The sequence below is a fragment of the Chitinophaga pinensis DSM 2588 genome, assembly GCF_000024005.1.
In the GTDB taxonomy this organism is placed as follows: Bacteria; Bacteroidota; Bacteroidia; order Chitinophagales; family Chitinophagaceae; genus Chitinophaga; species Chitinophaga pinensis.
Window position 1 is genome coordinate 7,812,865 of sequence record NC_013132.1, and the last position, 15,254, is coordinate 7,828,118.

11 protein-coding genes are annotated in these 15,254 nt (G+C 46.6%); 10 read left to right on the forward strand and 1 reads right to left on the reverse strand.

Annotated elements, in window-relative coordinates:
- The first annotated feature begins 8 nt into the window (after positions 1-8).
- From CPIN_RS30620 to CPIN_RS30645, 6 genes are all read left to right on the forward strand, one after another.
- The gene (locus tag CPIN_RS30620) at positions 9-2,138 is read left to right on the forward strand and encodes an OstA-like protein (protein ID WP_012793764.1); all 2,130 of its coding nucleotides are present in this window, start codon (positions 9-11) and stop codon (positions 2,136-2,138) included.
- A complete protein-coding gene (nhaA, locus tag CPIN_RS30625) occupies positions 2,135-3,274 on the forward strand; it encodes a Na+/H+ antiporter NhaA (RefSeq protein ID WP_012793765.1) in 1,140 nt (379 codons plus the stop codon). The genes CPIN_RS30620 and nhaA overlap by 4 nt, the downstream gene beginning before the upstream one ends.
- Positions 3,275-3,344: 70 nt before the next feature.
- The gene (locus CPIN_RS30630) at positions 3,345-3,800 is read left to right on the forward strand and encodes a hypothetical protein (RefSeq protein WP_012793766.1); all 456 of its coding nucleotides are present in this window, start codon (positions 3,345-3,347) and stop codon (positions 3,798-3,800) included.
- Positions 3,801-3,843: 43 nt separating this feature from the next.
- Positions 3,844-4,368, forward strand: coding sequence for a hypothetical protein (locus CPIN_RS30635; RefSeq protein ID WP_012793767.1), 525 nt, complete (start codon positions 3,844-3,846; stop codon positions 4,366-4,368).
- A 104-nt stretch (positions 4,369-4,472) separates the two neighbouring features.
- Positions 4,473-6,017, forward strand: coding sequence for a bifunctional ADP-dependent NAD(P)H-hydrate dehydratase/NAD(P)H-hydrate epimerase (locus CPIN_RS30640; protein WP_012793768.1), 1,545 nt, complete (start codon positions 4,473-4,475; stop codon positions 6,015-6,017).
- Positions 6,018-6,106: 89 nt separating this feature from the next.
- A complete protein-coding gene (locus tag CPIN_RS30645; RefSeq protein ID WP_012793769.1) occupies positions 6,107-8,368 on the forward strand; it encodes a sodium-translocating pyrophosphatase in 2,262 nt (753 codons plus the stop codon).
- 498 nt (positions 8,369-8,866) lie between these two features.
- On the opposite strand, the gene CPIN_RS37220 is transcribed toward CPIN_RS30645, so the two are convergent.
- Positions 8,867-9,868 (reverse strand): helix-turn-helix transcriptional regulator, encoded by a 1,002-nt coding sequence (locus CPIN_RS37220; RefSeq protein WP_012793770.1) that lies wholly within the window; start codon positions 9,866-9,868, stop codon positions 8,867-8,869.
- A gap of 442 nt (positions 9,869-10,310) precedes the next feature.
- On the opposite strand from CPIN_RS37220, the gene CPIN_RS30665 reads away from it, so the two are divergent.
- The 4 genes from CPIN_RS30665 (at position 10,311) to CPIN_RS30680 (ending at position 15,245) form a co-directional block, all read left to right on the forward strand.
- Positions 10,311-12,689, forward strand: a complete 2,379-nt coding sequence (locus CPIN_RS30665) for a TonB-dependent receptor (RefSeq protein WP_012793772.1) — start codon at positions 10,311-10,313, stop codon at positions 12,687-12,689.
- 23 nt (positions 12,690-12,712) lie between these two features.
- Positions 12,713-13,579 carry a DUF4249 domain-containing protein gene (locus CPIN_RS30670; RefSeq protein WP_012793773.1) on the forward strand — a complete coding sequence of 289 codons (867 nt, stop codon included), beginning with the start codon at positions 12,713-12,715 and terminating at the stop codon, positions 13,577-13,579.
- 77 nt (positions 13,580-13,656) lie between these two features.
- Positions 13,657-14,283 (forward strand): hypothetical protein, encoded by a 627-nt coding sequence (locus CPIN_RS30675; protein ID WP_012793774.1) that lies wholly within the window; start codon positions 13,657-13,659, stop codon positions 14,281-14,283.
- 569 nt (positions 14,284-14,852) lie between these two features.
- Positions 14,853-15,245, forward strand: coding sequence for a BlaI/MecI/CopY family transcriptional regulator (locus CPIN_RS30680; RefSeq protein WP_012793775.1), 393 nt, complete (start codon positions 14,853-14,855; stop codon positions 15,243-15,245).
- Positions 15,246-15,254: the final 9 nt, after the last annotated feature.

A 15,254-nucleotide genomic window follows, 5' to 3' on the forward strand; every position in this document is an offset into this window, starting at 1 on the left:
TCTTGAAAATGCAGCACTTAGCAAAATGCGGGCTTCTCCTTGCCGGACTATTTCTGGGAGGCATCTTCACTGCCAGGGCGCAGGAAGCAGAACCTTCGCAGAAAGACACCACACAGGTTATTCATATCATTCAGTCCGATAAACTGAATGTACTCACAAAAGACAGCGTACAGCTGAACAGGTTTATCGGTAATGCCATTTTCCGTCAGGGAAATACTTTATTCTATTGCGATAGTGCATTGATCAACAGAAAAGAAAATGTGCTGGATGCTTATGGTCATATACATATTAATCAGGCCGATAGTATTCACATCTATGGCGAATACCTTCACTACGAAGGAAATACCCGCCTGGCCACCCTGCGCGATAATGCCCGGCTGACCGACGGTAAAGTCACCCTCTCCGGTCCGGAACTCCTCTACGACATGAATGCCCGTATCGGCACTTATGTAAAAGGAGGTAAACTGGTCAACGGTAAAAGTGTACTCACCAGCCAGGAAGGTTATTATTACGCAGATACCAAAGACGTATACTTTAACTACAACGTATTGCTGGTCGATCCGCAATACACCCTCACTACCGATACTTTATTATATAACACCGCCACCAAAATAGCCACTATCCTGGCGCCCACCACCATCAACGATGGCAAGAGCGTCATGTACACGACTTCCGGTGAATATAATACCGAAACAGGCGAGGGTAATTTCGACAGCCGGCCTACCATCGAGGATAGTACCGCTACCATCACCGCCGACAGGATCACGATGGATAAACGTACCGGTCTGGCTTACGCCGTGGGAAACATGATCTACCGCGATACCGCGCAGAAAATGACCCTGCTCTCCAACTATGGTACCGTAAATCAGATAGAGAAAACCGTCCTGGCCACCCAGCATCCGCTGATGATCCTGGAAAGGGAGAAAGATACCCTCTTCCTCGCGGCAGATAGTCTCTATTCCGGTATCGTTAAGAAAGACACGAATACAGTCATTGTAAAAGTCACCGCCGACACCGTGAAGCCCGTAACCCGTGGCCGCCGCTCCCTGCCAGTGCAGAAAGTGAGTCCGCCGGTCATACCAGACTCGGTCAAAGCAGCACTGCCAGACTCAATACCGGACATTCCATCCGATACTTCCGCATTCGCCAGAAGATTACAGAACGCCATAGATCCCGAAAATGCTAAAAAGCAAGCAGTTATGGTCGCTCCGCCCGGACCTGATACAATTCCGAAACTACCGGACGCACTGGCCAAACTGGTCGACAGTACCAAAGCGCTCAAACCGGATAGTATCGTATTGTCCAAAGACTCCGTCTTAATCGCCTTCAAAGAAAAAGCGGCCGCACTGGCAAAAGATACCAGTAAACTGCCGCATCCGGCAGGCATCGTACTGGCGAAAGATTCTATCGGCATCATGAAGGCAAAAGCCTTGTCTATACCAAATGATACCAGCGGCATGGCCAAAGCCCTGACACTGCCTGCTGATACCAGCGCACAGAAACAGGATACTACCGAAATCCGGTTCATCAGAGCCTGGCACAATGTGCGTATCTATTCTGACTCCCTCCAGGGAGTAGCAGATAGCTTGTATTATTCCGGCAAAGATTCTATCTTCCGTTTCTACAGAAACCCGGTATTATGGGCCAATGAAACACAGCTGAGCGGAGACACGATCTTTATGTATACCAAAAACCAGAAGGCAGACAAACTGCTGCTGGACCAGAACGGACTACTCGTAAAAGAAGCAGGACGTAATATGTATAACCAGATCAAGGGAAACCAGATCACCGGTTACTTTGCCGGACAAGCCATTGACTGGATGCACGTGGACGGTAACGCCGAAAGCATCTACTACGTTCAGGACGACGACAGCGCCTATGTGAGTGTGAACCGGACCCTGAGTGGTGTCATCAATATCTATTTCAGAGAAGGACAACTGCATACAATCTCATTCATCAAAGATCCGGAAGGGACGATGTATCCTTTCGGACAGCGCCCGATGGACCAGATGAAACTGGAAAACTTCCACTGGGACATTAAACGCAGACCAAAGAGCAAGTATGAATTGTTCGGTACTGCCGGAGATGTAAAGAAAAAGGAAGAGGAGGCGCCTAAAAAAGAAGACGACGAGTTTTGATAAAAAGATTATTATCACCCATCTACGAATTTTTACATGATAGCCGTGCAGTAGGGATTGTATTGATCATTTGCACCGCTGTTTCTTTAATACTGGCCAACTCTCCCTGGCAGCAATCCTACCTTGCCTGGTGGGATACTGCAGTACATATACCTATCCCGGCCCTGCACCTCCCGCATACACTGTTGCATTGGATCAACGACGGACTGATGGTGCCCTTCTTCTTCCTGGTCGGCATGGAAATAAAAAGAGAAGTGACTATCGGTGAATTATCTTCCCTCCGCCAGTCCTTATTGCCCATTATCGCTGCGCTGGGAGGAATGCTTTGTCCCGCAATCATCTTCGCACTTTTCAATGGAAATACGCCATTTGCCAATGGTTGGGGAATACCAATGGCGACAGACATCGCTTTTTCTCTGGGTATCCTTTCTCTGTTAGGTGACCGTGTACCTTTGTCTCTTAAAATATTTCTTACTGCCCTCGCCATCATCGATGACCTGGGAGCCATTGTAACAATTGCTATCTTTTATAGCGCTGGTATACAAACCGGCTATCTGATCGCAGCTGCCGGTGTAATGGGAGTACTTATCCTCCTGAATGTATTTAAAGTACGCCGCTTATGGTGCTATTTTATACCCGGCCTGATATTATGGTATTGTATATATAATTCCGGCATTCATGCGACGATAGCAGGTGTATTACTTGCCAGTTGCATGCCTCTTTCAAAAATATCCCGTTTGATACACTGGCTGCATGACCCCGTAAACTTTGTCATCATGCCGGTTTTTGCCTTATCCAACACTGCGATTGTTTTTCCGCCCGACATATGGCAGGCATTTACCAGCTCTATCAGTTATGGCATACTGGCCGGACTGGTGATCGGGAAACCATTAGGTATCTTCCTCTTTTCGTTCCTGGCTACCCGTCTGCGACTGGCGACCCTGCCGGATGGCGCCAACTGGCCGCAGATGCTTGGTATAGGCATGATCGCGGGCATCGGATTTACCATGTCCATATTTATTGCTACCCTGGCCTATACGGAAGCCGATTGGCAGATCACTTCTAAAATAGCCATCATAGCGGCTTCCCTCTTTTCGGGGCTAATTGGATATGTCTTTCTCAGACGATCTGCATAACCTTTATTTACTATAGCAATAATAATAATCTGTATCTTGGCATCGTTATTGCGAAGCAATGCAATAATTTATGAAGCGTCTGTTCATAACCCTGCTACTTGGAGTGTGTATTCAAACTGTGAATGCACAAACAAAAGGTAATCCGCAATTAGGATTACGTCTTGGCCTGCCATTCGGCGCTACCGCACGTTATTTTTTTAGCGATGCCAATGCTGTTGAAGGTATAGCCGGCGTTTATTCCGGGACTTTTACCGTGACCGGTCTCTATGAACGCCATTTCGATCTCTCTCCGCAAACGACGGAAGGTCTGGGATGGTTTATCGGAGGCGGCGCACATATGGGCTCCCGCAAAACGGATGGGAATATGAAATTTATAGCAGGCGTGGATGGCATAGGAGGAATGGATTATACCTTCCCTTCACTGCCGCTGAACCTGAGTCTTGACTGGAAACCGGCTATTCACTTCAACACCTCTTCCGATCTCACGGATTTTGCGTTATCCGTACGATATACCTTCGGAAGGTAAGAGAGGAAAAACCTATTAAGCATTCTTTTAAACAGTTATAATTATGAAACAAATTGTGTTACTATTTGGCTTGATCACATTAATGACAGTGACGGCAAATGCACAAAAGAGACGCAGCAGCTCCGGAGATTTTGGCTACGAAAACGCAGTAGGTTTAAGAGTAAACCCATGGCTGGTAGGTGGAACCATTAAACACTTCTTTACTGGTCCTCACGCAATTGAAGGTCTGGTAACTACCAACGTTAGCAACAGAAGGAACGTAACCTTCACCGGTCTGTATGAATACCATATCGCCCCATTCCCTAAACCAGAATTTCACCTGTACTTCGGTGGTGGTGCACACGTAGGTGTTTACGATCGCCGCGATTACGACTATGACAATTACTGGAGACATGGCGACGGTACTTACGTAAGCGCTGGTCTGGACGGTATCGTAGGTCTGGAATACAAATTCAAAAACATTCCGCTGGTAGTGAGCGCTGACCTGAAACCATATTTCAACTTCAACGGTGGTACTCACTTCGTAGGAGAAGAAATCGGTGGTGCATCAGTTAGGTATACTTTCTAATCGCTCCCTTTACAGTAACAATATCAGGCGACCATACCGCAGTGCGGTATGGTCGTTTTTTTTTGCTTATATTTATAAGCTATGCCTTGCGGCAGATAATAACCATGAAAATATTCACAGCACAACAGATTCGCGAAGCAGACGCTTACACGATCAGGCAAACCCCCATCAGCAGCCTGGATCTTATGGAGAAAGCGGCCATCGCCTGCACTGCCTGGATCTGCCGGCATTACAGCGAGTATACCCCTGTGTATGTATACTGCGGACTGGGCAACAACGGTGGCGACGGACTCGCTATCACCCGCCTGCTCCGCAACCGTGGTTATGACGCACATGCCTACGTACTGCATCACAGCTCCAAAGCCTCTGCCGATCATACGGCTAACCGTAATGCGTTACAACAACAATATCCTTCGGCCATACATGATATCCCGGAGAATGGTTTGTTGCCACAGCCTGATGCACAAGCCCTTATTGTAGACGCTATACTGGGCACAGGACTGAGCCGTCCCGTCGAAGGCTGGACCGCAGCCGTCATCGGACAACTCAATGATCTGAAGGCCGCGCATGAAGTAGTTGCCATAGACATTCCTTCGGGTTTGCAGGCAGACGCTTCTTCGCTCAACACTACCGTTATCAGGGCAGATCATACCCTTAGCTTTGAATTCTATAAACTGGCCTTCCTCCTGCCGGAAAACGCAACATTTGTAGGAGATATCTGCATCCTGCCGATAGATCTTTCACCCGATTATATTGCGCAGACGCCCTCCCGTTTCCATATCACAGATGCACTTCAGATAAAAAATATCTACCGTCCGCGGAAACCCTTCTCCCATAAAGGCACATTCGGACATGCCCTGTTGATCGCAGGCAGCGAAGGAAAGATGGGCGCGGCCGTACTCAGCGCCAAAGCCTGTCTCCGTACAGGCGTCGGACTCCTCTCCTGTCACATACCCGGATGTGGATATGATATCATACAAATATCCAGCCCCGGCGCCATGTGTTTCATCGACGAACAAAAAGACCATAGCTCCAGCTTCCATACGCATATTCCCAATGCGGAAGCCGCCGCTAAATATAAAACGATCGGTATCGGCCCCGGACTCGGCACTGCCGCAGGTACCTGCTGGGCCTTCGAAAAACTACTGGAGCACTTTCATCAGCCAATGGTCATTGATGCCGACGCATTGAACATCTTAGGGTCTTCGCCAGCCATGCTGGATAAAATACCCCCAGGATCGCTTCTGACGCCACATCCGAAGGAATTTGAACGGCTGTTCGGTAAAACAGCCAATGATGTGGAACGACTGGAATTACTCTCAGCAAATGCCGTTAAAAGAAAACTAAACATCCTGCTGAAAGGCCGCTATACTGCGATGGCTTTCCCGGATGGCTCCATCTGGTTCAATACCACCGGCAACCCAGGTATGGCCACAGGTGGCAGTGGTGATGTACTCACCGGCATACTCACTTCCCTGCTGGCGCAGGGCTACACTCCCAGGGAGGCGATGCTCATGGGCGTCTGGCTGCATGGACTCTCCGGCGACCACGCCGCAGCAGAACGTTCAGAAGAAGCCATGATAGCGGAAGATATTGTTGAGTTCCTTGGAAAAAGCTTCCTGGAACTGCGCAGACGGCTATCCTGTTAACCCCTTTTTTGCCCCGTTTCCCGCGCCAAAACCCCATGATAAATACTCGATAAAAGGTTATATTTATAGGAATTGTTAAAATCACGTATATGAATATCGTTTACCTCGTTCCATGTTTTGGATTACTAGCCTTGTTATTTACTGCTATCCGAAGTTCCTGGGTATCCCGCCAGGACGCCGGCAATGAAAAAATGAAAGAGATCGCCCAGCACATTGCAGAAGGAGCGATGGCATTTCTCAAAGCTGAATACAAGATCCTTACTTACTTTGTTATTATTGCCGCTCTCCTCCTCGGTTATATGGGCGCAACAAACCACAATTCTGACTGGATTATCTCCATTGCCTTTGTTATCGGCGCCGTGTTCTCTGCTACTGCAGGTTTCATCGGAATGAAGATAGCAACCAAAGCGAACGTACGCACTGCGCAGGCAGCACGTACCAGTCTATCCAACGCACTGAAAGTATCCTTCACAGGTGGTTCAGTAATGGGAATGGGTGTAGCCGGTCTGGCCGTGTTAGGTCTCGGCGGACTGTTCATCCTCCTCAGAGCATATTTCGGCGCGAGCGCCAATTCAGAAGAAATGATTAAAACCATCGAAGTGCTGACCGGCTTCTCGCTTGGTGCGGAAAGTATCGCCCTGTTTGCACGTGTAGGTGGTGGTATCTATACAAAAGCAGCCGACGTAGGCGCTGACCTCGTAGGTAAAGTGGAAGCCGGCATCCCTGAGGATGATCCGCGCAACCCTGCCACCATTGCCGATAACGTAGGCGATAACGTAGGAGACGTAGCCGGTATGGGCGCTGACCTTTTCGGTTCATACGTTGCTACCGTACTCGCCACCATGGTGCTTGGCAGTGAAGTAACCTCCCGCGATAACTTCGGCGGCGTTGCTCCTATCATTTTACCAATGCTGATCGCAGGTATTGGTATCGTATTCTCAATTATAGCCACCTTCTTCGTCAGAATATCTGAAAATGCAGGACTGAATACCAGCGTTGTACAAAGGGCGCTGAATATGGGTAACTGGGGCTCTATCGTACTCTCAGCAATTGCCAGTGCAGCACTCGTATATTATATTCTGCCTGCTGAATCCATCTACCTCAAACGTGACTACGTAGAAGATGGCACCGGCGTACTGAAAGAAAACGTAAAAGCCATCACCCAGAACGGTGTTGTAGGCGCTATTTTCGTAGGTCTGGCAGTAGGTACCCTCATGAGTATCATCACCGAATACTACACCGCCATGGGCAAACGTCCGGTACTGTCTATTATCCGTCAGTCATCCACCGGTCATGCCACAAACGTCATTGCTGGTCTGGCAGTTGGTATGGAATCCACCTTGCTGCCGATCATCGTACTCGCAGCGGGTATTTATGGTTCTTATGCCTGTGCAGGTCTGTATGGCGTAGCTATCGCAGCAGCCGGTATGATGGCGACTACAGCGATGCAGCTGGCCATTGACGCATTCGGTCCTATTGCCGATAACGCAGGTGGTATCGCTGAAATGAGCGAACTGCCAAAAGAAGTACGTGAAAAAACAGACATCCTCGACGCAGTAGGTAACACCACTGCCGCTACCGGAAAGGGTTTTGCTATCGCTTCCGCAGCACTGACTGCACTGGCCCTCTTTGCCGCATTCGTAGGCGTGGCCCGCATCAGTGGTATCGATATCTATCATGCAGATGTACTGGCCGGTCTCTTTATCGGCGCCATGATCCCCTTTATCTTCTCCTCCCTCGCCATCCGCGCTGTAGGTGAAGCCGCTATGAGCATGGTAGAAGAAGTACGCCGCCAGTTCAAAGAAATCCCGGGCATCATGGAAGGTACCGGCAAACCTGAATACGATAAATGTGTGGCGATCTCCACCCAGGCCTCCATCAAAAAGATGATGCTGCCAGGTAGTATCGCGATCCTCACCCCTATCGTCGTTGGTTTCATCTTCGGCCCCGAAGTATTAGGCGGCTTCCTCGCCGGTGCAACCGTAAGTGGTGTACTAATGGGAATGTTCCAGAACAATGCCGGCGGCGCCTGGGATAACGCCAAAAAATCATTTGAAAAAGGCGTTGAGATCAAAGGTGAGATCTACTACAAAAAGTCAGAACCACACAAAGCATCCGTAACCGGCGACACCGTAGGCGATCCATTCAAAGATACCTCCGGTCCATCCATGAATATCCTGATCAAACTGATGTCTATCGTATCCCTGGTCATCGCTCCTACCCTCGCTGAAATCCACGGTAAAACAACTGTCGTTGCAGCGAAGAAGTCAGCCCCCACCGAACAGGTAGCGCAGACACAGGCACAAACACAGGAAACAGTTAAAACACCGGTATTAGCCAAAAAGAATTAAGAATTAAGAATTAAGAATTAAGAATTAAGAAGTAAGAAGTAAGAATTAAGAATTAAGAAGTAAGAATAATAAACAATCTTTTTTCCACTCATAACAAAATGGGGACCGGTATAACCGGTCCCCATTTTAACTTATATAAGAAAACAGTATCACACTAACCACCACCACCCCATTTTCCTCTGATCAGGCTTTTACAGCGGAGGTTTCAGATGCCTACGCGGACCTTAGCCCGTCCCCTGCATCCAGCTACCCTCCCCCAAAGCCCCACCGCACAGCCCGACTCCCACGCCCAATCCTCTTAAAAACGGGCGTCAGTCCGCCAGGTATCTGAAACCACAGCAGCAGCAGCCACCCCACACTTCCCTTCCACCATCCAATACCCTTCAATCCGAAAACCAGAAAATCAGCCTGATACCACCACCCAGATATAGCCACACAACATCCATCCTTCGTTCATCCTCCAAAAGAAAACGAAGCATCAACGTAAGATAACTACTATCAAACCCTTATCTTACTCGGACTAACCCCAAATTTCTTTTTGAAAGCTACACTAAAATGCTGGACAGAAGAAAACCCCAGCTCATCCGCAATTTCAGTCATACTCGACTGCTGACGGCTAATCATATTTCTCGCATATTCCATGCGATGATCATTCAAATAACCGAACACCGAATTATCAAACAACTGACGGAAACCATTCTTCAGTTTAAACTCATTCAGCCCTGCCATCCTGGACAATTCAGGCAAAGATGGCGGATGCTGTATATTCTTCAATAACAACTCCTTCGCATAATGCAATTTCTCCCTGTCCGACGGCGTCAATCCCACGGAAACACTCCGCACATTCTCCACCCGCTCATACTGCTCACATTGCAACGCCAGCAATTCCAACACCTTAGACTGCAAGTAAAGCTTTTTAATCCCGCCATTAAATTTACACTGACGGATTTCCTCCAGCACCATCATCATCCGCGTAGTAATCGGCGGATTCACCTTCCTGTTGAGGTAGATCATCTTATCGCCAGCTACTTTATCCGCCAGCTGCTCCAACACCCGTCCATTATTCGCGGCCAGCTCCAGGAACCGCTCCTTCGAAAAACTCAGCCCGATCATTTCAAAATCCCGCTGTTTCTCCACATCAATATTCTCCTCCACCGTAGGATTATAAAAAAGATTGTGTTCCAGCGACTTATATCTACGTTTAGCATAAACCCCTTCTTGTCCCGGACCGGAGTCAAACTCTCCGTTCAGCACAAACATCAACGATATAGTGGAAATTTGTTCAGTAGCAGTGATATGGAGGTTCTGATGAACGTTGGCGCCTCCGATAGCTATATGATACCCGTCAAAGTATATTTCCTGAAAATCTATTTCGACAAAATCCAGATTCAACGTCTGCTTATCCTCTATCAGGGAAACAGAACGCATCTTGTCCAGCGGAAACTCCTGCTGGTCATTATAAATTAGCTCACTGGCGTCATTTCTGATCTGGATGTCCATAAAAATCCTTTAAATATAAATTTTAATCCTTTTCGTGTAACAGCTATACGGACAAACACCTGCACTTTTGCACAAAAATATTCCATAACGTTCAATAATTATAGTCATGGTGGTCGGAATATTCCGTACAAATATATGTACCCAACAGGATAAGCTTACAATAATTAACGCGATACGTACCCGGTTTGACAGTGACTGCACCATCGACATTGAAGATTGCGACAAAGTAATGCGCATTGTACCCGGATCCTTATCCGTGGCCGAAAACGACATCATACAGTTTGTCGGGAATATGGGCTTTCGCTGCGAATTGCTCGATTAATTTATATATTTTAAAAAAATTTAAGGACACGCTAGGGGTAATCTCATATCACCACGTCATATATGCGTAACAAAAATGTTATAGCCAGCTATCCGCTACTAAACAATACAAGTACCTTATATGAAGACAAGATTACTTATGCTGCTGGGCATATGCCTGCTGCTTATGCAGGTAAGCTATGTACATGCGCAACAACGATACACGATCAGTGGTTATGTAAAAGACCAGCAAAATGGTGAAAGCCTTATCGGCATCACTGTAGCAAAGGCAGGCACCAGCCTGGGCACTGTAACCAATGAATATGGATTTTACTCCCTGACACTCCCCGCAGGCGATCATGAGATCCAGTTCTCTTATATCGGTTATGGGACAATCAAAATGAATGTTTCGCTGAAAGCTAATAAGACGCTGGACATGAAACTGGAGAAATCCAGTTCTCAGTTAAGCACCATCACGGTAAGCGGTAATAAACAAGAGAAAGCAGTTAATACACTGACGACGAGTCTGAACAGACTGGACATCGCGCAGATGAAAAAGATGCCCACCTTTATGGGTGAAGTCGATGTACTGCGTTCTATCCAGACCTTACCAGGTGTAAACACAGTAGGTGAAGGCGCGAATGGTTTTAACGTACGTGGTGGAGCCGCTGACGAAAACCTCATTCTGCTGGATGAAGCCCCTGTATACAACTCTACCCATATGCTCGGCTTCTTCTCTGTATTCAATCCGGATGCAGTAAAAACCATCAATCTCATTAAAGGCGGTTTTCCGGCTGAATACGGCGGTCGTACTTCTTCTGTACTGGATATACGCATGAAGGACGGAAACAACCAGAAATTCAATGTAAATGGCGGTATAAGCAATGTATTCAGCAGAGTGGCAGTAGAAGGCCCGCTGAAGAAAGATGAATCTTCCTTCATCATTGCAGCCCGTCGTTCTTATATCGATATCCTTATGAAACCTTTCCTGAAAGGGGACATGAAAGATACCAAACTGAATTTCTACGATCTGACTGCAAAGGTGAACTACAAACTGAACAAGAACAATACGCTCTTCGCCAGTGGTTACCTGGGCCGCGACGTATTCGGATTCGGTACGCAGGTGAATATGAACTGGGGTAATAAAACAGCGACTGTACGCTGGAACCATGTGTTCACCAACAAAACATTCCTGAACCTGACTACTTTCTATAGTAATTACGACTATACCCTGGATTTCAATAATGAAAGTCAGAAAGGCGCGGGGGAAGAGTCACAGCGTTACAAATGGACGTCGAACATCATCAACTATGGTGTGAAACCAGCCTTTACTTACTACATTAATACACACAATAGCGTACACTTCGGTCTGCAGGGACTCTACTATACCTTCAAACCAGGTACGGGTACCGGTGTGGAAGGCGATGAAACTTCTGTAAAAGAACTCACGCAGCAGCATGGTCTGGAAGCAGCCGCTTACCTGGATCATGAGTGGAAACCAAGCGACAAATTCGGCGTACAGTATGGTGTGCGTTTGTCTTCTTACCAATATCTCGGTAAAGGAACGGCCTACTATTACAACGATACCACACCAGGTATCCGCAGAACACTGACCGGCACAAAACAATATGGCGCCAACGAACTGATCAAAGCGTACAGTTACCTGGAACCAAGGATCACTGCCCGTTATGCACTGACGCCGAACCATGCCGTGAAAGCATCTTATGCACGTACGACACAGTTCATGCACCAGTTGTCCAACACCGCTTCTCCGACGCCGCTGGATATCTGGACGCCAAGTACCAACAATATCAAACCACAGGTAGCGGATCAGTATACGATCGGATATGTATATGATGCTCCTTCCGGCGTCTTCGAAATCTCCGGTGAAGCGTTCTACAAGAACATGGAAAATCAGCTAGATTATATCGACAATGCCAACCTGGAACTGAACCAGCAGATCGAAGCAGACCTCCTGCAATCACACAGCCGTTCTTATGGTCTGGAACTGATGGCGAAGAAAGAAGTAGGTAAGACGACCGGATGGGTGAGTTACACACTGTCCCGTTCCGAAAGACAAACAACCGGTATCAGCAAAGATGAATGGTTCCTGAACCGTTACGACCGTACACATAACCTGAACCTGGTTATCACACACGAGTTATCAAAACGCACCTCTCTTTCCGCCAACTGGGTATATGCGTCAGGAACACCGGCTACTTTTGCCGACAGCCGTCTGGAATTCCAGGACTGGGATATTCCTTACAACAGTACTGACAAACGTAACAACTACAGACTGCCTTCTTTCCACCGCCTGGATATGTCGTTAACGTTAAAAGGAAAACAACTCCGTCGCTGGAAAGGAGAATGGGTATTCTCACTCTACAATGTATACGGCCGCAGAAATGCCTACACCGTGTACTTCAGACAGAACGAAGATGATCCATCCAAAAAAGAAGCGGTTCGTCTTTCCATCATAGGTTCTATCATCCCTGGTATCACCTATAACTTCAAATTCTAAAATATCCGCAAAACACAATACAGATGAAAAAGATCAGACTCAGCATATTACTGGTGATAGCAGCCGCCTTTACAGCCTGCGAGGACGTAGTGGATATTGATGTCGCAAAAGGTACTTCTTACCCGGTACTCGATGCCTGGATCACCACAGAACCAGGTGTACAGAAGATCAGATTTACGAAGTCAGTGGCATATACAGATCAGACGCCGTCGCCGGTAATCGGAGATGCAGTAATCACACTCTTCGATGAAACAGCGAATAAATCATACCCATTCACTTTTAAGGATGGTAACTACACCTACGATCCGGGAGACAATGAAACCATCGGCGTAACAGGACATGCCTACAGACTGAAAGTAGAATACGGAACAGAAGTATTTGAAGCGATAGATACCATCAAAAGAAATACGGTGATCGATTCTATCTCCTACAAGTTCCAGACAAAAGAAGAAAACTTTGTTTCTGAAGATGGTTATGTGGCGAAGTTCCATGCAAAAGACATCGAAGGCGGCGTGGATTACTACTGGATGCGCTCTTACAGAAATGATCTGCAACATAAGGTAGGCGATGCATTCTCTGTGGATGGTTATTTCGACCAGAGCGTAAAAGATGGTTCTTCTTTCATTCTGCCGATACAGGAAGCAGTGACCGACTTTGATAAGCCTTTCCAGAAAAATGAAAAAGTGATCGTAAAACTGCGCTCACTTACCTATCAGAGCCATTTCTTCGTGACACAGGTAGAAGAACAGATCAACTCCGGCGGCCTGTTTGCGAAGGTGCTGGAAAATGTAAAAAGTAATGTTATCAATAAAACAACCGGTGGTAAAACAAGGATCCTCGGTTGGTTCGGTACATCAGCAGTAAGCAGCAAAGAACGCGTAATAGAATAAATCTCTCAATATTATAACAGCCGGCTAAGAGCCTGTCTCTTAGCCGGCATTCTTCCCAACAACACTAATACAATTTTATGAAAAAGATTCTGGCAGCACTCCTGGTGCTCGCGGCACAGCAGACGTTTGCACAATCCAATCAGGAAACATTATTTTCTGCGAAAAAAAATGGCAAAAAAACAACTATAGGGGCATATGGGGTGCCTGCAGCCAAATTTACACCCATCGATGGTAAATTTGGATTGCTGACAGGTGGTTACGGTGGTGTACTACTGAACGGTAAAATCATGCTGGGTGCGGGCGCTTATTCGCTGATAAATAACGTGGAAACGCCAACACTGAATACCGCAGGGTACAAGGATTATGTAAATCTCTGGTACACCGGTTTTGTGGCTGAATATATCCACAATTCAGACAAACTGGTACACTGGACGGCAGGTGCATTATTAGGTGGTGGCGGTGTAGGTCGCCGGGACAAAAACAAATGGGATAATGACGATTGGGATCACAACAACGTGTATGACCAGAGCGGTTTCTTCGTTGCTGAACCTTTCGCTAATCTGGAAGTCAATATCACCAAATTCCTGCGTCTGGATGTGGGAGCATCCTACCGTTACATTGCCGGTTCCAGCACAGCCGGTATCACAGATGGCAAGATAGGCGGTCCATCTTTAAATATCGGTCTGAAAGCCGGTAAGTTCTAACATTGCTTCCCAATATGTTTTCTACAAGGCATTGTTGCCCATTTCGCTGAACGATTTCATGCAGAAATGAGCAACATGCCTTTTTTTAATTAGGAATTAGGGAATTAGGAATTAGGAATTGAAATGCAGCGAAGATTTACGTGGATGACATATTGAATAATTAATTGCTGATACCTAAAACTAAAGTCAGTTCATTACGGCCCTTTCTCAAATTTAACCCCCAAGATAAGCTACTCCCAAAAATTCGTAATTCGTAATTCGTAATTCGTAATTCGTAATTCGTAATTCGTAATTATTATCCCAATTCCCTCAGCTATCAATATCTCAATTGTCCGCCTATTCCCCCATAATTCCTAATCTTAATTCCTAATTCCTAATTCGTAATTATTATCCCAATTCCCTCAGCTATCAATATCTCAATTGTCCGCCTATTCCCCCCATAATTCTTAATTCTTAATTCCTAATTCCTAATTTTTTTAAAAAAAACTCCCCTCATGTTTGGCAATTACGAAACTTGTCGTACATTTGTTTACGAAGATATTCGTAGATCATATAATCATTGAAAACAAATGAGTACCGCAAAAAATTACAAGCCTACAGAAAGTGAACTGGAGATCCTGGGAGTATTATGGGAAAAAGGCGCAGGTACTGTGAGGGAAGTGCATGAGATATTAGAGAAAAGCAAAGACGCCGGTTATACAACTACCCTTAAACTGATGCAGATCATGCATGAGAAAGGGTTGCTCAAAAGGGACACCAGCAGCAAGACGCATGTCTATGAAGCTGCGATTTCCCAGGAAAGTACACAACAACAGTTACTGACTAAAATGATCGATACAGTGTTTAACGGATCTGCCACCCAACTGGTGATGCAGGCACTGGGTAATCACCGTTCCTCACAGGAGGAACTGGATAGGATCAAACAGTACCTGAATGAAATAGAGCAACAACAGAAAAAGTAAACCCGGCGC

Excerpts from the sequence above, each read along its gene's own strand:
- CPIN_RS30620 (WP_012793764.1), top strand. The coding sequence starts at position 9 with ATGCAGCACTTAGCAAAATGCGGGCTTCTCCTTGCCGGACTATTTCTG.
- CPIN_RS30630 (WP_012793766.1), top strand. The coding sequence starts at position 3,345 with ATGAAGCGTCTGTTCATAACCCTGCTACTTGGAGTGTGTATTCAAACT.
- CPIN_RS30635 (WP_012793767.1), top strand. The coding sequence starts at position 3,844 with ATGAAACAAATTGTGTTACTATTTGGCTTGATCACATTAATGACAGTG.
- CPIN_RS30640 (WP_012793768.1), top strand. The coding sequence starts at position 4,473 with ATGAAAATATTCACAGCACAACAGATTCGCGAAGCAGACGCTTACACG.
- CPIN_RS30645 (WP_012793769.1), top strand. The coding sequence starts at position 6,107 with ATGAATATCGTTTACCTCGTTCCATGTTTTGGATTACTAGCCTTGTTA.
- CPIN_RS37220 (WP_012793770.1), bottom strand. The coding sequence starts at position 9,868 with ATGGACATCCAGATCAGAAATGACGCCAGTGAGCTAATTTATAATGAC.
- CPIN_RS30665 (WP_012793772.1), top strand. The coding sequence starts at position 10,311 with ATGAAGACAAGATTACTTATGCTGCTGGGCATATGCCTGCTGCTTATG.
- CPIN_RS30670 (WP_012793773.1), top strand. The coding sequence starts at position 12,713 with ATGAAAAAGATCAGACTCAGCATATTACTGGTGATAGCAGCCGCCTTT.
- CPIN_RS30675 (WP_012793774.1), top strand. The coding sequence starts at position 13,657 with ATGAAAAAGATTCTGGCAGCACTCCTGGTGCTCGCGGCACAGCAGACG.
- CPIN_RS30680 (WP_012793775.1), top strand. The coding sequence starts at position 14,853 with ATGAGTACCGCAAAAAATTACAAGCCTACAGAAAGTGAACTGGAGATC.